The sequence below is a fragment of the Fictibacillus nanhaiensis genome, from assembly GCF_036213205.1.
GTDB lineage: Bacteria > Bacillota > Bacilli > Bacillales > Fictibacillaceae > Fictibacillus > Fictibacillus nanhaiensis_E.
Window position 1 is genome coordinate 116842 of record NZ_JARMFC010000006.1, and the last position, 23018, is coordinate 139859.

Consider the following 23018-nt stretch of genomic DNA (forward strand, 5'->3'; position numbering starts at 1 on the left):
GAATTCACCTCTTATACTTCATCAAAAAGGATGTCTTTTTTAATGCCAAACCAGTCTGCAAGGAAAGTTAATTTAGCATTGCTGTCTAGTTTAATTTCTTTTGCAGTGTCAATGAAAAATTTCTTTTCGTCTTTATTGGTAATTTTCTTTAATTCGGCTTTCATTTTGTTGACATTGCCTTCAAGAATTTTGATAGCTTCTTCAGTGGAATGAGTATTGTTTCGGTATTCTTCAAGGTCGTCAATATTCTCAACTATTTCTTTAGCTTCTTTATTCTCTTCAATAATTGCTAGTTCACCGTCTCGAAAACAAACGCTGTTCATTGTTAACCATTCTACAACTTCTTGCGGAATAGGTTTAATGTCAACTTTTTTACCTTTGCTACCTGACCAAGAATATACTTTAGTGCCACCGTTCGTAATAAAGTTAACGATATATGGTGATGTACGATATCGTGCAATTTTGATTTCTGACATGTTAAATTCCTCCTAATTATCCTAAGTTAAATTAAAAAAAGAGGAGTAAAAATCTACTCCTCCAAGATTAAATATTAAAGTGCTACAGCAGCGTCTTCTTTGATTTTAGCAATTGCTTGACCGAAGATAAGTTGGATATCAGCATCTTGAGTAAGCTTCATTTTGATACGCTCATCTTCCATATCCATTTCAGTCATTTGACGAAGAGAACCAAACTCAGTTACAACGAATGGTTTTTGTGCAGCAGAACCAGCAATCATGTAACCAATGTTTACTGGAAGTTCTGTTTTGTCGTTCTTTTCAGTGATGAATGGATTCACAAGGTTCATAGCATCAGTACGACCAATTTCAGATACGTTTAACTCACGAACTAAGTCCTCACGAATACGATCTGTTAAAAGCTCTTTGTTAGCAGCATTAGCTTGTTGTTGAGCAAAGTAATCTACAAGAAGAGTATCAGCTACGAATACAGGGCGACCACCAGCTACACGTGAAAGAGTAGAAGCAACTTTGTTGTATTGAGCTAGAGTAAGGTTGTTACCACCAAGAACATTCTTAGATGGGATTTCACCAGCAGAAACAGCAGCGTCAATAAGTTTAGCAATTTCATTGAAGTATAGGCGTAACTTTGCATTAGCAATATCATCAACTAAAGCTTTAATGCTTGCTTCAGCATCTTGAACCATACCAAATGGCTCGTAGTAGAAACCAGTAGAGAAAGTCTTAGGTACAGCTACTTCTGATTTCTTGTTTTCAACACGAACCAAGTCAACTCCAGAACCGTTAGCAGACCAACGAACTTTAGCTTTGTTCTTTTGTGGAATTTCATACTTCACGATTTGATCACGTTGAGCTTGCTTGTAGTTAGCAAGAAGTCCAACCATATCAGATACCATTGGTTTCGCTAGTTGATCAGCCTGTTGTACAACAAGTGTGTTAAATTGGTGAAGCATAGATGGATCTGGAGTAGCGTCACCATTTCCGAATACACGCTTTGCGAATTCTGTGATATCTTGAATGTCGTTACCTTCAGTTTTCCCGTTTACTACACGAGAGAAAAGACCTTTTAATTTTTGAGTATCTAGTGCCATTATATAAAATCCTCCTAATAATATAATTAAATAATTTGTTTTTAAATTAAGCTTTTGAAACTTCTAAACGAATAGTAGCTTTTCCTAGAGAGTAGTCCATGTCTTTTTCATCAGAAACTACTACGAATTGAGCAGAAGATGTAGCATAATCTGCATGTGGTGTACCAGCAGCAGAAACAATGTACTTTTTAGATGCAACATCAAAGTGAGCTACAAGACCGTTTGCAACAGCAGAAACACCAGCGTTAAGTGTGAATGCAGAAGTGTCAAAACGAGTGTAACCTGGCTCAAGAATTACCACACGAACTCTTTCTCCAACAGCATTGTAGAAATCAACAAGTTCTTCACCCATGTAACGTGCTTCTGGAGCAGCTACAAGATAAGCTTTGTTTCCTTTTGCAGCAAGTTGCTTAACAGTACGTTCACCGTTCGCATCGAATCCAAGCTCACCAAGAGTGAACTGATCAATATCTGCACCAGTTACAATTGCACCGTGATTTACAGTTTTGATTTTCAGGTTATTTAAGTTACCAACTTCTCTGTTTCCTTTAGTTTGTAAAGCGATTTGTTGACGAGTAGCCATTATTTATTTCCTCCTATAATTGTTTAATTTATACTTATAATGAATAACGACTTTCAAATGAATCTGAAGTAGGAATTAAGTTCTCTCTCTTACTTGCAGTTTCTCGGATAGTCGAATCTTCTTTCTTCGGTAAAACAACTAGATCAACTAGCTTTGAATTTAATTGGAAGATTGCATTTTTACCTTCTTCACTTTCATTTAATGAAAGTTTGATTAGGTCTTGAACTTCTTCACTTTCAAACTCAGACACAGCGTTAACTGCTTCAAACTTAGCTTTATAAATCTCTGATTTTTCATTTAAAGCTTTTTCAAGTTGTTCTTTTTCAACCTGTTCTTTAAATGGCGTTAATTCTTCTACTTTACTATTAAGTGAAGTAATAGTTTCAGTAGCTTCGCCAAACTTAACTTCAACATAAGCTTTCTCAGTTTTCAATGTCTCAAGTGAAGTGTTAGCCTCATTTAGTTGAGTCTTAGTTGTTTCAAGTTCTTCTTTAGCAGAGTTTAATTCACTTTGAAGTTCTTGAGTTTTTTCAAGTGCAACCCATTTTCTTTCTTCCACAACTTCAACTTTAGAATCGAAGTCGATAGCTACAGTATCATCTTCATTTTTCACGTAATTATATTGGTATTGCTTATATTCCTCTTCAGATTCAATAGAAACGATGAATCTATCATCAAAACTATCAATAATCCAAGTCCAATATCCTTCTCCTAATTGAGCATCAAGTGCTTGATATAATTTTGAACGAATATCGGAGTGAGAAAGTTCAAATACCTTTTTAAACATATCAGGCATAGTTTCCGCCTCCTTTTTCTGATTTACTGCTTGTGCAACCAATTTATTAAATTTGTTTAATTCATTAAAACTTAGTAATTTAGATGAGTCATAAGCAGGTAATACAACTTCATGCTCTCCACGTTCTTCCGAATTAAGAACAGCATGACCTTCAAAGTAAATAGGGGAGCGTATGTACTCAATACCATCTTCAACTGTAAAGTTTGAATACAAAAATTCGCAACTAGTGTTAATGTTTATTCCTCTTGAGTACCATTCAAGTAAAAGATCACAAGCGTCACTGAATCTCGATTTCCACAAAATAGCATCTGCTGCTAATACTTCTCTTTTTTCTTCACCTTCACCAATTTCAATTATGTACCCTTCTGAAGTAAAGGTTCCAATCGGAACAGTATCCATTTCAAAAGCAAGATTGCCATGTTTATTTTCTGCTAGTGTAAGTTCGTGACCTCCAAAAGCATCTGTCTTTGTATTCGCTTCATCTACTCTATGATATTTAGCAACAATAGGCTTATTATTAATTGTAGGAGCAAATTCCAGTGCTACATCTTTGGTGACTATTGCGTTATTCCAAGACTTTTCAAAATCAAGAATTATGAATGTACATGGAATTGCTGTAGGATCAACACTTTGCTTAATTTCATTAAGTTGAAGTTGGCATAGTAATTTTTTGTTTGTTTTATCCAAGTTCATTTCTCACCTCCTTTAAAGGATAAGATGATTTATTTTTATGAAGGAGTGTTGTTACCGTTTGAGTCTTTAGATTTTTGAGTATTATCATTCAGTGAGTCATCTTCTGGAGGTCTACCAGAGTCTTCATTTGAAGTGGTGTGTGTGCTCTTATAAGGAGTAATCTTGGATTGTAGTTGAAGCACTTCAGTTTCATGAAGAGTTTGCTCAAGATAAGATTCCCAAGAAATTCCTGGTAGCATATCAACGATATGTTTAGTTGACCACCCTTTGTCATTCATCTTTGATAAAATGTCCACTTTCTCTTTAAGGGTTAATGGAGTTTCTTTATCATAAACAATATAGGAATTATCTCTTTGGCTTGCAGGAAGAATGATATTAATAAGTTTCTGATACACTTCTTGTTCAATATCCTCAAGTAGTACCCCAATACGTTTATATAAAGTGTCTAAGTTCATTTTACTTGCAGCGAAGTTACCACCAGATCCATTTAATATTGAACCAGACAAACCATATGCAGATTGAATATCTCCATTGATATGTTCAAACTTCTTACCGTCAAGACCATCAGATTTAACATCTGGAAATTCCAATTTAGCGAAATCAGGTACTGCTACAACCGTTACTCCGTTAGCTTGATTCTTCTCTAACGCTGATTTAACTCCACTATGAACCTTTTGCTTAACGCCTTTTGGTAGTTTCATATTTGCATAATCATTATTCTTTTCGTTTGTACCAATGTGACCAATGGTTAAAACTGCAACAGCATTAATAATCTTATTGGCAATGGAACTCTCAACATCTTTAAGTTTCTTCTTGTGCAAAACATCGTATAGACCAGGAGTAACCCAAGATGTTCCCAAACCTTGATTACGCTTAAGCTTTCCAGTCTGCAATACAAACGTTCTATCTTGTGGAAGATATATGTGTTTTTTGCCTTCTGTATCTTGCAGAAATGCGTCATAGTCTTTTTGTGAAACATATGGAGATAAATTCTCTAATTGTGCTTTACGATAAGAATCTGACATACCTTTAAACCAATTCATATCAATTACACACTGCCATTCTCCATTTTTTCTATGAGCAGGGAAGATGTGTGAAATATCATCGAATATGTAAGGGTAGGGGTTAGACTTAGAACCCAACCATATACCTACTAATGTTCCTGCTGTAGAAGTCTGCTTAAGCAAATCTCTAGTCAACCGTTTATGCTTGACTTTGTGTAAAGCTTTATTTACCATACTGTTAAACTTGTCTTGTTTTTTATCTTTTTCAAAAGAGTCAATCTTATAGTTTAAAGTAGGTAATGCTTCAATCAATTCATATAGCTGATGAATTTCAGCAGAAGAAATATAAAAATACTGTGCTAAATCTTCAATTTCTTTCTGAAATTGATCGGGATTTGCGAAATATTTTTTTAATTTTTCTGCATCTACTTCATTAATGATTCCTTGAGAGAATAACTTTGTTACAAATCCACTTGCAAAGGTGGATGCATATGTTTGATAATCATTAAGCATAGTTTTGTATTCTTCAGATTCAATATCAATCTTATTAATTTCTGTCATTGGTTCACCTCCTTGTAGAGTGAGTGAAATAATTATTGAATAGTTTACACATTAAAAATAGATGAAGTCATCATCTTCATCAAAGTTATCCTCAGATTGTAGATTTTCACCCTCTAAGACTTTTGCAAGGTAATTCGCAAAACTCAATGAGCTGTACCTATCTTTTCTCTTTCCAGATTTCTCTTTGATTTTAATAAATCCGCCTACAATTTCATGGTCTAAGTTAACTAACTCATTAACCATTAAGGTTGTTTGTAAATAAGGCAACTCATACTGAACTCTACCTTCAACACCAGCAGACTGATAATGTTTTTTATCAGATAAAAAATCTTTAGCTTCAATCTCACTTATTAATAGTTCAATATTTGAACTTTGGAGATTAACCCTTAAAGAAGTTGCTATTTCATGGTTCAGTCTGTTTCCAGCTTTTATTGAAAACACAACTGGTAATGGGTTAGGCGACTTCGCTCTTTTTCTCATTTCGTCATCGTTTAATGAGCACCAAGCCTCATATTCTACATCTCTTTGCTCGTCATAAAGTACTTTGACAAGTGCGTCATATATAGACATTCCATTTCCGTGACAGTCAAGTGCTATATAGCTTGCTTGAAAATCTTCAAACAATTGCTTGATTCTTATTGCTTGATCATCTGTGTGGCTACCTTCAATAGTTTCAATATAGGCAACTTTTCTTAAGTACTTGTCGCCATTAGGAATTAATCTCAAGCAAGTCATTACAGTCGCATCATTAGTGTTTCCACCCATTAAGGCAACGTCAACGCCAATCACTCTAATTTCACCATCTCTAAGTTTTTCTTTTTTCTTATTCTTTTTCACAGAATAGTCTTCATTAGAAATGGGGTAAAAAGGATTCTTTAATTTTCTATTCTTAGTTATATCTTCTAACTTAAATAGTGCGTTAGAGTTCTGACCGTACATTAAATTTTCATATTCCATCATAAAGCCGATTTCATCAAAATCAGAACTGTCTCTTTCTTTCTGAATTCTTTTTTTACTCAATAGCCCATGATGAATTGAAGTTAAGTAGTCCAATGAAAATACAAAAGTATCTTTTCCTTTTAACATCATATCTCTTGCATTCTGCATGGATTTCCACATCCAATGCGAAGTGTACCAAGCTGATGAAATATATACCTCAATATTTTCTTCAGTTAAATGACTGTATTCTTCTTTCTTTAAATATGGAGGCTGCCTAAATACGTTTAGAAAAGGTTTCAGTACCGTATTAAGGATATTTTCATCAATCATCCGAAATTCTTCCAAAATTAGGATGTTTCCGCGATACCCCCTTGAGTTTTCACTAGAAGTTACCGCTTCAATTGTTGATCCATTATGAAAAATTACTGAAGCATCATTTGATGAACTTTTTATCTGTTTTATTTCTCTAGCTAGATTTGGATATTGCATCAATTCTTTTTCAATTTTTTCAGTAATTATTAATTTTCCTTGTTTTTTAACGCCACTTGCAATTATTACCTTTGTGTTAGGATATAGTACGCACCTTGAACATGCAAAAATCGCAATCATGAAGGATTTTGAAAGTCCACGAGCTGCGATTAACATGAAAAAAGTATTGAGATTCATAAAGAAAAGTAATAATTTTTGAAAGAAAAATAATTCGATGCCGAAATAATGTTCTATAAATCTATGTAAATTCAGCCTATAAAAAGTAGTCCATTTCTTAATTTGAGTTCGCATATTATCGCTTTTTGATAAATTGTCTTTTGTTTTATCAACACTTTTAACCTTATCTAAATAGTTTTGACCTTTTGAGTTTTTATTACGTCCAACTTCATAGTTTTTTATTCCAGCCATTAGTTGTCATCCTTAACATTAAAGTCTTTTGAAATGTTAAAAATGTTTTTAAACGGACGAACAAACCATTTATCAATATATTCTTGAAATTTATCGTAGTCTTGATATATTGGTTTATTTTCAAAAAACTCACAAGGCTCATCATTTTCTATAGTTTTAATCCAAAGCCCATATGCAGACAAACCTTTATCGTCATTCGCACCAGTTGATTGAATTGGTTTTATATTTCCGTCATTATGTAATTTTGAAGATAGCTCCATTAAATCTTTAAATACTTTTATATTACCTGAAGACAACTCTTTCTCAGCTTGTAAATGAACTTTAGCAATGTTGCGATACAAGTTAATTTGAACAGGTGTGTCTGTTGCATAATTATGAGAATACTCTTTGTAAAAGTTCTCAAGATATTCAATATCATCACCGGATAAATTAGATGAGCCCCATTTTTTCTTTAACTCATCATTTGTTGATGGGGAATTTGAGGTTGTTTGGTATGAATCATCTTCTTTAAGATCAACTACTTTTTCAGAAGGAGTTTCGCTTTCTTCCCAAGTCAAATCTCTATTTTGACGTAATCCTAAATTTTTCATATATATTTTAAATATATTTTTGTTTGCTTTTTCTGCTTCTGAAATAGATGATTGCCACAAGTGAAGAATAAATGGCTTATCTAATCTTCTTAATGTGGTTTTCACCAGACCTAAGTCATTATAGTTGTCACCAACTTGATCCCAAATACACTGTTTACATGCGTGAAGTTTTCCAGTTAATTTGTGAAACGGTGAGCTAGAATAATAAAAATCTCCTGGAGATTTTAAATTTCCGCAACAAGCACATTTACTTTTTTTTCCTTCCATTGTAACCACCACCTTGTTTTCCTTTGAAAAAAATAAAAAACTCTCATTCCAACACATCTCTTCAAGTAGAGCAGGGGAGATGTGTTGAGTGAAAGTTCTTAATAAAATTAGGGTTAGATTTATTTTATAATTGAATAATTTGTTTAAAAAAGTTCTTTAATTAAAATTTCTTCTATGTTATCAAAGTCCCAATAGGGAATGCGGATAAGCTTAATATTATTTTTCTCACAATATTCATTTTTGATTTGATCATTTCTTTTTAAGTCTTGGAAAGACAGCATTGCAGATTCATCGGAACAGCCTCCGAAATTTGAAGGGTTAAAATGTTGTCTTCCATCATATTCAATAATCGTATGTACTTCATTAGATTGCATTAGCACAAAGTCAAAAGGTAATGGTTTACGAATACCCCTACAGTCACTGAAACTGTACTCTCTTTCATGTACAATATTTTCACTGTCTAAAAACTTCTTAATTCTCAGCTCGCCCATTGAAATTGAAGATGAGCATATATCACATTTCTTTTTATTTCTAAGGAAGTGGTATCTAGGAGTCTGAAAATATTCTCCACATTGACATTGTAGGGTAAGGATATGCCTAGCGTGAATATACCCTTCTTGACTTTCAAATTCTATTAATTTACAATGCTCAACTTCTTCTTGATTACTAAAAATGTTAATAAAATCAGCCACTTTAAGTAGTCCTTTGCCACATTCATTACATTGACGCTTTCCACCAGACTTAAACTCATGAAAACTAGTTTTGAATAATTCTCCACAACCGCATTGAAAATCTATGTTTAGTCTAGAATTTATATATTCGTCTTCTGGAGTAATTATTTTACAATTAGATTCACTTATGTTTTCAACATAATCCTTTATATCGAAGTAGGGTATAGTCTTTCTTTCAGAAAGTTCTTTTCTGTAGCATTCGTTACATCTTCTAGTTTTTCCGTATTTAAATAATGAAAATGTATTTTCAAAAGGGTTTCCGCAAGAGCATTCGATGTCTAATTTTTGCGATGCATTTTTATAATTTTCAAAGCTAGTTAGTAATCTACAGTTGAATTTTAATAAATATTCTTCTACTTCTACATATGGAATTTTTGTAGCTTGCCCTCTATTAATATAACCACAATCATTACACTGTCTTTTGTTTGAGTGTGTAAACATTGAGCTTGTAGTTGAAAATTCGTTACCGCAGTGACATCTTAATAACAATTTACTTGTACTATTTTTATAGTTTTCCAGAGATGATATAAGTACACATCCACTATTGCTATCAATTTCAACAAATAATTTGAAGGCTCCGTAAATTTCTTTTCTTTGCCACTCTTTTATACAATTTTTACAGCAATAGTATTTTCTTTTTAAAAAGTCATTAAATCTTGTTTTAATTATTCCTTCATCACAGCACTTGCTTTTAATACTTATTGTTTCACTTTTATTTTTAAATTCTTCAAATGGTGTGATCAGTGAACAACCTTTTGACTCTACAAAATTTAATACCTCTTGATACACAAATGATTTAGACAATTTTTTATCCACCTTTTTATACGAGTTTTTTAAAACAAAAAGACTGCTATTTAAAAGTAATAGCAGTCAAATCATTTTTAAGTTTTTCTGTGCTTTCGAATACAAATACTGATTCATTTGGCTTTAATCTGTTTGGCTTTATGTCAATTATTTTATTACCTTTATGTAAAAGTGTTCTTGCTATAGAAGGCTTGATTATAATTTTAGAATTCATTTGCTCACCTTATTCAATAAGACTGTCCACAATGCCCAGCTCTAGTGCCTGATCTCCAAAGAGATACCATTCCTCGTCTTCTTTTTCTTTGTAGAGTTCAGCACTAATTTTCGTATTATCTAGAATGAATTTATTCAGCCTCTCATCTAAACCATCATAATAAGCCATTGTCTGTTTAGCTTTCTTTGAACTTGAGGAAAGTTGTAAACTTCCATCATGAAGAAGAATTGTAGTATTTTCATAACATTTTCTCTCATGACCGCCAATTAGCAATAAAGCTCCCATTGAAGCACAAACTCCAATTCCAACAGTGACTACCTTTGTCTCTGACGATTTAATTGCATCAATCAATGCAAGACCTGACACCACGCATCCACCATTTGATGAGATGTAGATAGTGATTTCTTGTTTTTCATCTGGACTTTTGCCTTTATCTTCATCATTCCATCTCAGAATCCAATAAACAGCTTTATTAATGATACTTAAATCTACTTCACTATTTAGGTATATCTTACGTTCTTTTAGACCTAGCCAATTTTGGTATTCTTCAATCGAGTTCGGTAATTCTTGAATAATTTCCATATACTGTTTATCAAAACTAATCTCTTTCAAAGTATCCACACTCCTCTTAAGTGTGGCATCGGATGAGTTTGTTACCCATCATACCTATAATTAAATAATTTACTTAAAATAAACTTTTATAATTCACAATCTCCGCAATCTTCTTCACAATCACAATGTCCATCCATATCATCTATATGCTCATCTTAAGTTCAATATCTTGAATTAAGGATTCACGTTGCCCGTTTTCAAAAGCGATATCATGTAGAGCTTGAAGGATACCAATAATGTCATCAAAAGAATCCGAACTAACTATATCTGTAGCCATATCATGAATCATGTGACAGGTAGACAGCATACTTCCTCATTTTTTAGATCTAATGGTTGCATTAAGCACGACCTTTACTTTAATTTAAAATCAAAAGTTTCTGTTCTCCCTAGACCACGAACAATTTTCATCATTGTAGCACCAGCAGGGGCAGTCTTCTTCAATTTCATACTATAATCATCAATTCCGCAGATGGAAGGGTGTTGATAGAACTCAATATTTTGCATTCCATCCATTCCAACTGTCTTAGTGTGAGTATTATGTAAATGACCAGTTAGTAGCATATGTATTTTCTTATTATATGTAGTAGTGTAATCTCGGATTGAATTTTGAAGATTCTTCTCATCTTGACCATGTGTAGCTAATACTTTAGTACCTACAATATCCACATAAACAAGTGGTTTATTTTTATGTATAGTTATGTTTGGATTCTTTTCTAACATACTCTCCAAATGCCAATTGATAATCCTAGCTACATTCTCATTAGGGAAGTCACCTTTGCTTGATCCTAGTGGACGAATTTCATCATGATTACCTTGAGTAGAATAATAATCTACATAAACATGTTTAGATAATTCATTTAGCCACACAACCATGAAGTCTGCAAATCCCATTTGAGAGTCCATAATTCCCAATTGAAGTGATTGTAAAGCTGACATTCTAAGAATTCCATCAATACTATCTGCTAGATTGAAGACATTTAAATGTTTAATGTTTTCTTTTTCTACTTTATGTAGTACTTGATTAAGTAAATCCCACATACGATTTTCAAAAATTTCTACATTGTACTCAGCAAGAAGTTCATCTTCAAGTCCAAATATCTTAAGTTCCTTACCATAATGAATATCTGCAAAGTTTAAAACCCAATCGCTATCAGTCACATTATACGAAATCTTATAATTTGGAACTTCTGGAAGATTGCGTTTAGAAAGTATTTCTAAATACTGCTCGTAGAACAATTCTGAGCGACCTTGATCACGAACCCATTTATTAATTTCATTTTTAGTCGAAGATAATTTAACTCTTTCCATCTGAAGTTCAAGTTTCTTTTGAGTTAGTTTATCAAGAATTTCCTCATCTTCAATATTCTCAACTTGTTTATTATGTAGGTTTTCGGTCATTTCCTTGTATGCATAAGATAGCTTTCGCAAGTGGTCAGGTGAGCAATTTAGTTTAAGATAATCAATGATCTCAGACCAGTCTAAATCAATCTCTTTATTTAATTTAGACAGACACAAGCGAACTTTATGATCGAATTCAGATTCTCCATCTTTTCTTTTTAGAATAGAATCAGTCATTCAATCACCTACTCGTTATCTTTAACGGGAAGTTCGTCTTCTTCTTTGATGCTAATTGTTATTGTTTTCCCGTCAAATTCAGATAAAAGATCTTTTAAGTCATATGTATTAATTGAATCTTTAGTCGCTTCCTCAATTTCCATTACACCCATATCGAAAAGACCTTTTAGCTGCACAGATTTTAATCTTTTAGCCATTTTTGTAAATCCTCCTTAAATTCCTTTAAATAATTTACTCTTCGTCTAACAACTCCGCTAATTTAGCAGTGTCACTACGTTCAGTTTTATCTAGTGTCACAAGTCCGAACAGATGCTGTCCCTTTAACTTTTGTAAAGCCTTGAGTCCACTATTATTCTTGTAAACATCTTTATCAGTCTGTTTCAAATCACCATTTAACCATAACTGAGAACCAAGACCTACACGACCAACTAATAATGTTGCATGTTCCTTGGTATTGTTTTGAAATTCAGTCACGTAAATTATTGAGTTTTTGATATCACGACCACGCAGACTTCCCAAATGTTGAATTTCAATCTTCTGTTGTCTAAGTAACATCTCTAAACCATCAATCCCACCAACATGATCTGCGAGTGGCATAGCAAATTCAATAAGCTTTTCATTCTTATCACCAGGTAAAATACCAAGAGTAGGGACATCAGCTAACTCAACATTATTTCTAGCCCAAATAATCTTATCCATTTTTCCACTTTCAATAAGATCGAGAGCATGTTGAATCATCAAGTAGTCCTTACCGACACCATATTTACCCATGCAAGCTTTAATTGTTATGTCTTTGTTTTGCAGTAGGTCAAAAAGCATTTCTTGTTTCTTATTAATTGGTTTAACCTTGTCTCCAGTAAATTTACTGTGTAGAGGTTTATACTTTAGTTTAATTAATTTCTCACCATCAAATTTAAAACTATCAATAAATTCATATCCGTTAGGAATGCCATTATCGTTATAAGTAGGTTTCTCTTTATCCCAAATGAACAGATATTGATTTAGAGATAAGTTGAATACATTTCTTTCTGGTAGTTCATATAGACTAGCTAATAACTCTTGATCTTCACTAGATGATGATATATAGATTTCATGTACTCCAGTGTATTCATCAAAACTATAGCCTTTTGATTCAACATCAAGAACTTCAATACCATATCCTCTTGCTTTAATATCAAGTAATAAGTCAAAGGTAAGTAAAGAGTAGTTCTTCTGTAAGCAAGCTTCGATAATTTTATTATCAGTATAGTTTTCATCTAAACGTAAATCTTGAACTTGGTAGTCCATGAAATCAAATACTACATTATCCTGATGTTGCTTTAAATATCTTGTTGCTCGTCTAGCTCTATATGCCAAATCTTTATTCATATGTAATTTATGTTTCTCTAATTCACGAATAACGTGACTTAAAACCACAACTCTATAATCATGTATAATTTCTGGATTCTCCAATAGTACATTTGTGTCCAAGCATACGAGTTTATCCATAATAGTTACCTCATTTGGGTAGATTTTTGTTGTGGTGGGAGGAACATATCCTCCCATGCGTAACCACAGAATACAATTGAGCTTTCTTTTATTTGGATGCTCTACCAAAATTTTTAGTATTCACCCTTAATGGCGGTGAGACACCTTTTGTTCATATATTAATTGAATAATTTATGTTTAAAAATTTTCTTTAAATGCTTTACTCACTTTAAGTGTAGGAACACGTTTAGCTGGTACGTTAATCTCTTCGCCAGTTTTTGGATTGCGAGCTGTACGTGCTGCTTTATCAGCTACTTTAAAAATACCTAGATCAGTCTTAACTTGACCATGTTCAACTAAACCTTCTACGATTGATTCAGATACCACATTAAGAACAACCTCTGCATCCTTCTTTGTGACATCCAATTTTGTAGCGATAAGTGAAACTAATTCCTTCTTGTTCATTTATGTATCCTCCTTGTTTATCCTTTTAAATAATTTGTTTAAAATGTTTTGGGAAAAGGCTAATAACCCTTAAAGTGCCGTTAGTTTTCGCCTTTTCCCTTATAGACCATTATCGGTAATATTTGAAAAATGGCGGAAACGTTGGTGTATCAATGATTGCGCTAAACACTTAATTTTCAATGTGTTTATTTTGTCTAGTGCTTGATTTATTTTTATGCCAATTTTCACGCTTTGACTTTTTATGGTTTTCTTTTGCACAGTTTTCGCAAAATCTTTTTGCTTTTACTTTTTCAATCTCTGTTCCGCATTCCATGCACTTTTTCATTCCATGTACGTTATTTTCTATGTTTCTAACAATCTCTTTTCCGAAACATCTCCATAAGGTATCTTTATGTTTACTGTTCTTTTCATTAAACAGAAATTTCACAAGTACATCAGAGATGTAAAAAGGATTGTCTGCAAGTTCAAGCAACTTTTTCCTGATTTCTTTATATACTTTTAATTCAGTTTGCATATTAATTTTGTCATTGTCGTTTAGTTGATTTTTAATTTCCCATGATTTGCTATGATCTTCTTCTATGTATAACTGTATTATTTTTCGGCTTAACTCATCATCTGTTTTTTGTCGTTTGTTTCTCATTAATTGTTTGTAGTCAAATTTTCCAGCAATACTAATAAAATTAATTCGCTTGTTTGGAATCGCTGTTGTCAATCGGTTTAATGTGCTTTGATTAATTTCCTCAACCTTATTAACTTCTTTATCTTTGGCAAATTGAAAGAAGAATGGAACTTTTTTCTGTGTGAATTTTTTAATCTTTTTTGAAATCTCATCTGATCTACTCGGCATCCAAAGTGTTTTTGCATAATCTATGACTGCATTATTCTCCATGCAAAGAATTTTAATTAGGTTGATTTCATCTTTTTTTAATGCAGTATTAGAATTCCATATCTTTGTAATGAGGTTGCTTATCTCTCCGATATTTTTTGAGTAAGCAGCCTTTAAGCTATTCACGATATTCTCATTTGAAATCCTAGACTTTTTAGCTGTAGCCAGTGTATATTCCAAAGGCACAGTATTAGTCATTTGTCTTTCAGCTCTGTTGACGAATAGCGGATCACTCACAATTAAAGCGTCATCCCCGTCCACATCAAACATAAGTTGCTTTGAAATCATATCGTGAACGCTAGTGTAGATACAGTTGCTAACAAACCATTCATCAGTTTCACCATTTAAAACATTTTGTCTTACACAATGTTCCCTGAAGAGGTGAGGGCTACGCAAAACATCTATTTTTCTACCATTATCATAAAGTTTACAACTAACTTCGCCATTTTCAAGTAGACCATTCGGACTTTCAATTCCAGCAAATAGCCACTGTGCAAAGGCAAACAAATCAGGTGAAATATATGCTCTTTTAGTACCTTCAAGTAAAATCTTGCCTGACTTAGCCTCTTTCACTAGGCTCTTTTTTCTGTCTTTAATGGTTTGTTTACTGTGTTCGTCATTTAATAACTGTGGATATAAGGATAGTGCTTTTTGAAAATAATTTTTTTTAGAATTTGAGCCATCTGCCCCTAAAAGTCTAAGCATAGTATCTTTATTCTCACCAATGTCTAAAATATCCGAAACAGTTTTACTTGATAACTGCTTTAGTTCGGCATCTGAAAAATTCAAGCTCTGTATCATTTGATAATTAATTGGCTTATCTTCAAAAATAGTTTCTTCCACTTTACATATAGATGATTCACAATGGAATTGTTTAAAATAGGACTTATATTCATCCCAACTTTTATAATAGGAATGAAGTTTGAATTGAGATTTTGTAAAGATGATATTTATATTGTCCTTTATTACGTCATACTCTTTACCATAAATATCTTTTACGATGCACTTAGCATCAGGATACTTTCCAATAAATTTTAAATAATCAAAGGGGATCAAAAGTCCTTTGAAAAATGGCATTCTGAACTGAAAACTTTTATTAGATTGTGTAGGTAAAATTAAGCCGGCACCATCCATAAAATTTATTGGAATTGATTTTTCAACTCTTTTAATCTTGTAGGTTTCGTGATTTATTAAATCTACAAGTCCAGTAACTTCCAACTCCATATCATCAACAACAATGGCTTCATCAATATTAAAATCGTTCCATGTTTTTGAAGCAGAGTTGGTCAAACTTAAGTACGCCTGGAATTTATTTTGATTAATTCCTCCTTTCTTATTTATTTTATTTACTGATAAACCACACATTAATTTGTTTCTTACTTCTTGCTTATTTTTATTTAATGATTGTGATCTTACGAAGCAAGATTTTTTATTTCTTATTTGACCAGCAGAACTTGAAAAATACTCAAATTCTTCTCCGTTTAAGATAAATCCGTTTTTTATTAAATCTTCAAAAATAGAATATCTGTAAGCTCTGACCACAATAATTTCTGTCGTTAATTCATCTGCGTGAATATTTAGGCTACGGGTTAGGGTGGACTCAAATAAAGAAATCTTATTTGAGTCTCTTAACGATTCTTGTCTAAGGGTTCGCTTCCCCTTATGGTTTAATCCTTCGGACTCTAACTGGTACTTTAATTCATTGATGTATTTATTTAGATACTGTTCTGAAATATGTAAAATTGATTTTGGATTCGTTTGATATTTGTTTTCATCCTCATTGTAAATGATGTATTCATCAATTTGATTGTAGAATATTTTATTTTTATTTATGAATTGTAAAAGTTCAATCTCAATATTCTTTAATTCAGTTTCAACATCTGATTCATCTTGTTTTTCAAGCAGTTTGTTTGATTCATCTTTGAATTTTTTTAATGGTTTCAATATTTCTTTCAATATAGCTTTGTATTGCTTAGTTTTTATTAATTGTTGGTCGATTTTATACTCTTTATCAGTATAAAAAGATGAAGTGTCAACGCTGTAAATATAAATCAGATTATCTAATGTCATTAAGTCACTCCTTTACAATTGATTAATTTACTTTAAATTTATTTCATTTTCAATTAGGTAATCTAAAGCAAACGCCCAAACAAGCTTCTTGTTAGATTCATTGCATCTTCCTGCTGAATTTGCCATTCCGATGCAATTTTTTGTTATTCTGTATGGATCTGTCATTCCAACGTCAACCGCAGCCTCTTTAGCAGAAACATAAGTTTTACCTGTATTTATACATATAACTGGCTTTTGAATATTTGGAATGTCTTTTTCTATGTACTTAAATGATAATTTCTTATTATATACTTTTGAGAAAGATAAGCCCGATTTAATTTTTCCGTTACATATATTTCGGATAATAGTATCGACTATCCCTGTTTTCTTTTCTGCGTCTCGTGCGGTTAGAAAGATATCTCCAGTATTCAAACAAATTATAGGCTTTCTTGTTTTGCCTAATTTCATCTTAAAGGCGGTCTTTCCATAATAAAATCCATCTCCGCCAATTGTTTGATTGTACCCGAATTCTTTCTCACTTGATCTATAATATTTAATCCAATATTTTTCTTTTGTATCTAGTTCTTCTTTATTAAATGCAAAATCAAATTCTTCATTTACACTAAATGAATCGAATCCATTTTTCTTAATTGAAGAGTAAAGGTAGTTGTTTATATTCTCACCATATCTTAGTTTTCTTTCAAAAGAATTAAAAAGTCTTTCAATCCCTTCACCTTGTGCTTCATATCTACCTTTAAAACCTGTTTTTCTTGTGGTTTGACCTATGTACACTTTATTGTTTTTTATATTATGTATCTTATAAATGATTCCGTAGTAATCATCATTTTTGTTCATTTATTCTCCTTCATACTCTGATTTCATTTCAGCAATCACTGATTTTAATGCGTAATTTGTTCTATCTAATTTCCCAGACCAATGAAAGTCTTCATAAATTACTGATTCTTCTTGTGTAGCAATGCCTCCTTGAATTTTGTCTTCCAAGTATGCAATCACCTCAGATGCTCTCCATCTATTCTTCACTGTCTCCACCTCCTGACTTCAATTCTACGTTCGATTTTATTCCTATTTCATTAGGTTTGAAATGTACTTCATACCCTCCGAGTGTCTTACTATTCCTAGCTACTATGTATAAATTTTTCCTTATAGTTCATTTATAAAAAACGGCAACTTATTTCTTATGTAAAGATTTCATTCTTTCAGCAGCTTTTTGCTTCTGTTCTTCAGACATAACCCTGACATTCTTCATAGAGACTTGCTTTTCACTTAATGTTCCTCTAACTGCTACAGGTCGATCATCCTCTGATTCTAGGATTCTCATTTCACCAACTGACATTAGTTTACGAATATGCTTTGGTACATTACTGTAGCAATCCCATGTGTTGTCAGCGTAATTGTAGACAAGTACGGTTTCCATTTCTTCCTTGCTTCTGCTCATTTACTCACCTCCAATCTATAGGTTCTGACTTGAGTATAATTGAATAATTTACTTAAGTCAATCAATTCCAAGAATAAATTGTAAATTTATAAAAAACTTTAAATTAATTTGTAATTTTTCAATATGTACGTGCAATCACAACTAATCCACTCCATATGTATATCTCAAGTATCACATTATGTAATACAGACAAACATGAGTAAACTTGTCATTGCTTGACTGTATTACTCCAATATATAAGGAGGTATTACTATGATTCTAGGGGTAGATGCAGGGAATAGTTCAATTAAAATTTGCTCGCAATTTGGATTGTTGAAATTTCCTTCAGCAATAGGGGAAGCAAGGGAGTTGAATTTAAAACAACAACATGGAGAGGATGATATTTACTTTGAACACAATGGAAGAAAGGGTTTTGCTGGTACGTTAGCTTTATACGAGTCTGAATTTTGCGGAAGTATCATGGGCGATTCAAAAGCTCATAGTGATACGCTTCTCAGGGTACTTATTGGAATCCACAAGTATCTAACAAAATACAGGCTGAATTATAATCGGTTCAAACTGGTATTAGGTCAGCCTATTTCTAAGCACACTCAGGAAGAAAAAGAGTTTATAAAGACTATGGTAAAAGGATCGCACACTATCTCTGTAAATGGAGTCGAAAAAACTTTCTACATTCTTGACTGTCAAATTGCTGCCGAAGGAGCAAGTTCTTACTATTCGTCATTATCACACGAAGGACTTGTTAGAATATTAGACATTGGAAGTGCAACAATTAATTATGCAACTATTCTAGACAACAAATTTATAGATAAAGATTCAGGTACATTGTCATTTGGTTGCAACACTAATAAAAGTAACGATTTGTATCAAATGGCAAGAGGTATAGTATCGAACGTTTCTAAGAAGTGGAGCAGAGAAGACACAGTATTAATTGTAGGAGGCATATCTGAAACTGCTTGTTCATATTTAAGTGCATACTTTCCAAACGCAAATCAACTACTGCCGATTCACAACAACGAATATGCAGATTCCATCTACGCCAATGCGGTTGCATTTTACAATATAGGGGTGAGCATCTATGAGTAGAAAAATCAGACCAATCAGCTTTAACTTGGATGATCCTCATGAGTATCAGATGTATGAAGAAAGTATGAAGCTGCCTAACTTCTCAGGATATGTTAAGCGACTGCTATTACAATCCTTGCTAAACGAACAACAACCTGTCTATAATCAACCAACTAAACCAGTAAACAACTTGTCTAGTAAACAACAAATCAATCAAGAATATCTCAGTAATTTAATCTGAAATTTTCGTTACCCGACATCTCAATTTTCATTACCGCAAAATGTTACCCGAACGTTACCCACCGCATTCTATCGTTTTTCGTTACCGAGGTAACGTGATTTTGAAGAGTGCAAGAATGCGGTAACAAGTTTAAAATTAGGAGTGGAATTAAAAATGAAATACAACATCACATCAAAATTTCAACAACACGAAACATTCCGTTCACATGGTCACAACGGTTTGGATTTAGCAATGCCAAATCATTCACCTTTACGCTCATTAAAAGATGGAACAATTTCTAAAATTGTTGACTACAAATCACAGAATGTTGGAAAGGGTATTTTTGTCAAATGGGAAGATGGAAAGACAGCTATCTATGGTCACTTATCTGAATACGGAAAATACAAAGTAGGGGATTCCGTTAGAGCTGGAGATATAATCGGATATTCAGGAAACAGTGGTCATGTTGTAGGAAGGCATGGTGGATATCACCTTCACTTTGGATTAAAAGAAGACGGGCGGTTTATTGACCCGTCTCCCTACAGCGATGCTTTGCAACATATGAATGATCCATCATTTTTAAATAAATTAATCGCTAAACATGAAACTGTATCTCAAAAGAATTTCTCATTTTCCGATTGGTTCAATAATGACATCTACTCATCGTTTATGGAAATCAAGTTAAACTTGATTAATTTACTTTTCTCAATTGATTATTCGCTCATCATAGAGCACTTCCAAAACTTGTTTAAGTTGTTCTCTTGATAAGCCTGTGCGTCTAATTACATCTTCACTTGCATTTTCAAGGTAAATTTCCCAAGTTGGTCTTTTGTAAGTGAACCAATTCATACTCATATATTATCTTCCCTTTTCAATGGTTTCTGAAATGTACTCTTCAACTGATTGCCCGTCATCTTTTTTGAAAATTAGCATGTTCATCATCTCCTTGAGTATAGGTTGAACAATAATTAGGAGGAATATTCATGGAAAAAGAAAGAATTTCAATTGAATTAGGCTTTGATAAAGAAGTGATTGAAAAGATTAACAACTTTATTCAATTCATCAACACCTATCATAAAATTTACAAAAACGAAGACTGGAAGAAAGGTGCATTGGAAAACTTTATTAGGGGATCGGTAAATCGTGAAATAGAGAAAATAGAAAATTTAAATCCCAAATTAACAGGTATCAATAAAAAGATACCGAAAGGAGTTCTTAAAAATAGAATAAAGGAAATCATGAAAGAGAAAAAGATTAAACAATTGGAAATGGCATCGATTACTGGTATTGATAGAAGTAATATTAGTCTTATTATGAATAATCACGTACAACCGACATCAGATCATTTGATCAGAATCCATGCTGCGTTAAATTTTCCACCTTTAGATGAAATGTTTTACAGAGAAGAGAGCGACAAGTAGTTCGCTCTTTTTTTATTTTTGTTAAGTTTACAACTTTTGAAAATTATTGTAGTAGGACAATTTTCAACAATCATACACTTGAATACAATGTATTATCAAAACAAACAGGAGGAATTTAAGATGATCGGAACATTAATCTGCATACAATCAGCGTGTGTATTGGTATCGAGTGTACTTACTTACAAAAGAACTAAGAGATTGGTAACTTTGGAATTAATTAAGAAGAATAGAAACGGATTCAAACATTATCGAGTAAAGGGGATGTAGAGATGACACCAGGCGTAATGTTTGTAGCAGTAATATTGATCAAAGTGTCTACTTGCATGTCGGTAGGTTTAATTCTTTCAGAAGGAGTTAGGCGATTTCACAATTTCGAGATGAAAGATAAAAAGAATAAAAAAGGAGGAGAAGAAAATGACATTCACTTTGAAAATTTACGCCAAAGAGTTAGAGAGTCACGTAACGTACAATAATCCTCTAAAAGAAATTAAACAAAATTATGGATCTAATACAATTGGCGATTTGGTTTTTTTCGTCAAAAGTCTACCGAGGGAGGTGAAAGAACTCAAGAAGAAAGACAGGAAAGTATTAAAAAAGACATTGAGACTAACATACCTAACATGCGTGTCACTATTGGCACTAACCAATCCTACATTTGCAGCAACTACTACAGTAGCAACTGGAATGATGCAACCTGCCGAGATAATGGAAATAATTCAGTGGATGATAAAGATATGTGCAATGGTAGGAATCGGTTTATCTATTCTGTGTCTTCAAATTGCATCCGTTATGAGGATATTCAGAAAGAGGAAAGAAGCAATCGAGTGGTCGAACGACATAATCAAAGGAGCAGTACAGTTGGTTCTCGCTCCAATACTAATCATGTTAATCGCATACACAGCGTATCTCCTATTCTCAGGATCAAGTTGGTTCGTGAAACCTTTCTAAGAGTCGCAAAACTATACGTTATTCCTTTTGCAGCAGTAACTACTACATCTCTATTTGCAAATACACCTAAAGCTTCAGCACAAACACTGATGGAAAAGGTGACTAGTGTTAAAGCACCACTCGGTCATATGATTGGTAAGACTGAAAAAGCTACAGAAATGAAAGAATTCTTTGAAAAGTGGAATGTGTTAGCTGATATGGTCAACACTACAGTAAATTTCTTCTCGCACCTTCCAGAAACTATTGCTCAACTGTCTGTTAATCTACTAGCTAAACTTTATGAGTTGCTGATGATGTTAATTCAAACCCCACTATTCATATTTGACAATCCTTACCTTAGAGACGCAACAATGACGTTTTCATTCGTAGCAATGGGCATAGTAACTGTTCTTACAATGATTGAATCCATTAAAAAGATTACTAAACGAGATCACACAGACTTTAAATCTATCTTAAAGAGATATGGAGTAGCAGTAGTCGGAACAGGATTTGCACCATTCTTATTCAAACAGAGTTTCGCTTTAATCAATTGGGCAACAGAATCTATTACAAAAATAGGTTCGGCAGGTATTCGTTCTGAAGGAATGATGAGCTATGAAAAACTAAGTGGATTTGATACAACTGTACTTTTAGGATTCGATGTAATGCTTATTGCTTTAGTTGTACCGATAATCTTTCAAAATGCACGTAGGTTTTTCGACCTAACATTCCTTACAGTCATGACACCATTAGCACTTAGTTGTTATGTATTTGATGACTACAAATATTTGTTCTCAAAATGGTGGCATAGAATTAAACACTTAGCATCTATCCAATTAGTATTTGCAACATTCATTAGTATCATGGGATTGATTATATTCGGAATACCTGCAACTAGTGGAAGCTCATTCCTCGTCAAACTGTTAATTATCGCAGGAGGATTTTTCAGACTTGCAAATGCCCCCACTTTAGTTAAGCAACGTATAGATATTGGAGATGAAAGTTTAGGGAAGTCAGCAAATCGTACTACAAGCATGTTAAAGAAAGGAGTTGAATTAGCAGTATTTAAAAATCCTAGAGCATTATTAGCAAAGTCTGCTGCTGAAAAAGCAACTAAGATTGCTAGTTTAAGAAAGAAACATGGTCAACGATTTGTTAAAAATCTAACGTAAAGGGTGAAAATCAATGACTGGATTAGAAACTATCTTGATCTACAACACAATAATTAT

General features: G+C 32.9%; 25 protein-coding genes. 7 read left to right on the top strand and 18 right to left on the bottom strand.

Annotated features, from left to right (window positions below; genetic code table 11):
• Window positions 1-11: 11 nt before the first annotated feature.
• The 18 genes from P4V41_RS07185 to P4V41_RS07270 all read right to left on the bottom strand — a co-directional run bounded on the left by P4V41_RS07185 (window position 12) and on the right by P4V41_RS07270 (window position 18156).
• Window positions 12-476, bottom strand: a complete 465-nt coding sequence (locus P4V41_RS07185; RefSeq protein WP_328084176.1) for a hypothetical protein — start codon at window positions 474-476, stop codon at window positions 12-14.
• A gap of 74 nt (window positions 477-550) precedes the next feature.
• Complete coding sequence (locus P4V41_RS07190; protein ID WP_328084177.1) at window positions 551-1567, bottom strand: hypothetical protein; 1017 nt, start codon at window positions 1565-1567, stop codon at window positions 551-553.
• Between the two features lie 46 nt (window positions 1568-1613).
• A complete protein-coding gene (locus P4V41_RS07195) occupies window positions 1614-2150 on the bottom strand; it encodes a hypothetical protein (protein ID WP_328084178.1) in 537 nt (178 codons plus the stop codon).
• 34 nt (window positions 2151-2184) lie between these two features.
• Window positions 2185-3633 (bottom strand): hypothetical protein, encoded by a 1449-nt coding sequence (locus P4V41_RS07200; RefSeq protein ID WP_328084739.1) that lies wholly within the window; start codon window positions 3631-3633, stop codon window positions 2185-2187.
• 41 nt (window positions 3634-3674) lie between these two features.
• Entirely contained in the window at window positions 3675-5204 is a 1530-nt protein-coding gene (locus tag P4V41_RS07205) for a hypothetical protein (protein WP_328084179.1), read from the bottom strand.
• A gap of 51 nt (window positions 5205-5255) precedes the next feature.
• Window positions 5256-7040: a terminase large subunit domain-containing protein gene (locus tag P4V41_RS07210; RefSeq protein WP_328084180.1), complete on the bottom strand. Its 1785-nt coding sequence runs from the start codon at window positions 7038-7040 to the stop codon at window positions 5256-5258.
• Window positions 7040-7897: a hypothetical protein gene (locus P4V41_RS07215; protein WP_328084181.1), complete on the bottom strand. Its 858-nt coding sequence runs from the start codon at window positions 7895-7897 to the stop codon at window positions 7040-7042. Before P4V41_RS07215 ends, P4V41_RS07210 begins: the two co-directional genes overlap by 1 nt.
• A gap of 143 nt (window positions 7898-8040) precedes the next feature.
• The gene (locus P4V41_RS07220; protein ID WP_328084182.1) at window positions 8041-9432 is read right to left on the bottom strand and encodes a hypothetical protein; all 1392 of its coding nucleotides are present in this window, start codon (window positions 9430-9432) and stop codon (window positions 8041-8043) included.
• A 223-nt stretch (window positions 9433-9655) separates the two neighbouring features.
• Complete coding sequence (locus P4V41_RS07225) at window positions 9656-10258, bottom strand: ClpP family protease (RefSeq protein ID WP_328084183.1); 603 nt, start codon at window positions 10256-10258, stop codon at window positions 9656-9658.
• A 142-nt stretch (window positions 10259-10400) separates the two neighbouring features.
• A complete protein-coding gene (locus tag P4V41_RS07230; protein ID WP_328084184.1) occupies window positions 10401-10565 on the bottom strand; it encodes a hypothetical protein in 165 nt (54 codons plus the stop codon).
• Window positions 10566-10609: 44 nt separating this feature from the next.
• The gene (locus tag P4V41_RS07235; RefSeq protein ID WP_328084186.1) at window positions 10610-11833 is read right to left on the bottom strand and encodes a hypothetical protein; all 1224 of its coding nucleotides are present in this window, start codon (window positions 11831-11833) and stop codon (window positions 10610-10612) included.
• An 8-nt stretch (window positions 11834-11841) separates the two neighbouring features.
• Entirely contained in the window at window positions 11842-12030 is a 189-nt protein-coding gene (locus P4V41_RS07240; protein WP_328084187.1) for a YonK family protein, read from the bottom strand.
• Between the two features lie 34 nt (window positions 12031-12064).
• Window positions 12065-13321, bottom strand: a complete 1257-nt coding sequence (locus P4V41_RS07245) for a PhoH family protein (protein ID WP_328084188.1) — start codon at window positions 13319-13321, stop codon at window positions 12065-12067.
• Window positions 13322-13498: 177 nt separating this feature from the next.
• Complete coding sequence (locus P4V41_RS07250; protein WP_328084189.1) at window positions 13499-13765, bottom strand: HU family DNA-binding protein; 267 nt, start codon at window positions 13763-13765, stop codon at window positions 13499-13501.
• 169 nt (window positions 13766-13934) lie between these two features.
• A complete protein-coding gene (locus P4V41_RS07255) occupies window positions 13935-16721 on the bottom strand; it encodes an RNA dependent RNA polymerase (protein WP_328084191.1) in 2787 nt (928 codons plus the stop codon).
• Window positions 16722-16748: 27 nt separating this feature from the next.
• Entirely contained in the window at window positions 16749-17555 is an 807-nt protein-coding gene (locus P4V41_RS07260; protein ID WP_328084192.1) for a hypothetical protein, read from the bottom strand.
• Window positions 17556-17741: a hypothetical protein gene (locus P4V41_RS07265; protein WP_328084193.1), complete on the bottom strand. Its 186-nt coding sequence runs from the start codon at window positions 17739-17741 to the stop codon at window positions 17556-17558.
• 148 nt (window positions 17742-17889) lie between these two features.
• On the bottom strand, window positions 17890-18156 hold the full coding sequence (locus tag P4V41_RS07270) for a hypothetical protein (RefSeq protein ID WP_328084194.1): 267 nt from the start codon (window positions 18154-18156) through the stop codon (window positions 17890-17892).
• A 252-nt stretch (window positions 18157-18408) separates the two neighbouring features.
• Between P4V41_RS07270 and P4V41_RS07275 the strand changes: the two genes are divergently transcribed.
• The 7 genes from P4V41_RS07275 (at window position 18409) to P4V41_RS07305 (ending at window position 22961) form a co-directional block, all read left to right on the top strand.
• Window positions 18409-19242, top strand: a complete 834-nt coding sequence (locus tag P4V41_RS07275) for a ParM/StbA family protein (RefSeq protein ID WP_328084195.1) — start codon at window positions 18409-18411, stop codon at window positions 19240-19242.
• Window positions 19235-19462, top strand: a complete 228-nt coding sequence (locus tag P4V41_RS07280; RefSeq protein WP_328084196.1) for a hypothetical protein — start codon at window positions 19235-19237, stop codon at window positions 19460-19462. The genes P4V41_RS07275 and P4V41_RS07280 overlap by 8 nt, the downstream gene beginning before the upstream one ends.
• A gap of 153 nt (window positions 19463-19615) precedes the next feature.
• Window positions 19616-20206, top strand: a complete 591-nt coding sequence (locus tag P4V41_RS07285; RefSeq protein WP_328084197.1) for a M23 family metallopeptidase — start codon at window positions 19616-19618, stop codon at window positions 20204-20206.
• A gap of 218 nt (window positions 20207-20424) precedes the next feature.
• On the top strand, window positions 20425-20862 hold the full coding sequence (locus P4V41_RS07290) for a helix-turn-helix domain-containing protein (protein ID WP_328084199.1): 438 nt from the start codon (window positions 20425-20427) through the stop codon (window positions 20860-20862).
• A gap of 120 nt (window positions 20863-20982) precedes the next feature.
• Window positions 20983-21129, top strand: a complete 147-nt coding sequence (locus P4V41_RS07295; protein ID WP_328084201.1) for a hypothetical protein — start codon at window positions 20983-20985, stop codon at window positions 21127-21129.
• Between the two features lie 147 nt (window positions 21130-21276).
• A complete protein-coding gene (locus tag P4V41_RS07300; protein ID WP_328084203.1) occupies window positions 21277-21810 on the top strand; it encodes a hypothetical protein in 534 nt (177 codons plus the stop codon).
• The gene (locus P4V41_RS07305) at window positions 21789-22961 is read left to right on the top strand and encodes a hypothetical protein (protein ID WP_328084205.1); all 1173 of its coding nucleotides are present in this window, start codon (window positions 21789-21791) and stop codon (window positions 22959-22961) included. Before P4V41_RS07300 ends, P4V41_RS07305 begins: the two co-directional genes overlap by 22 nt.
• Window positions 22962-23018: the final 57 nt, after the last annotated feature.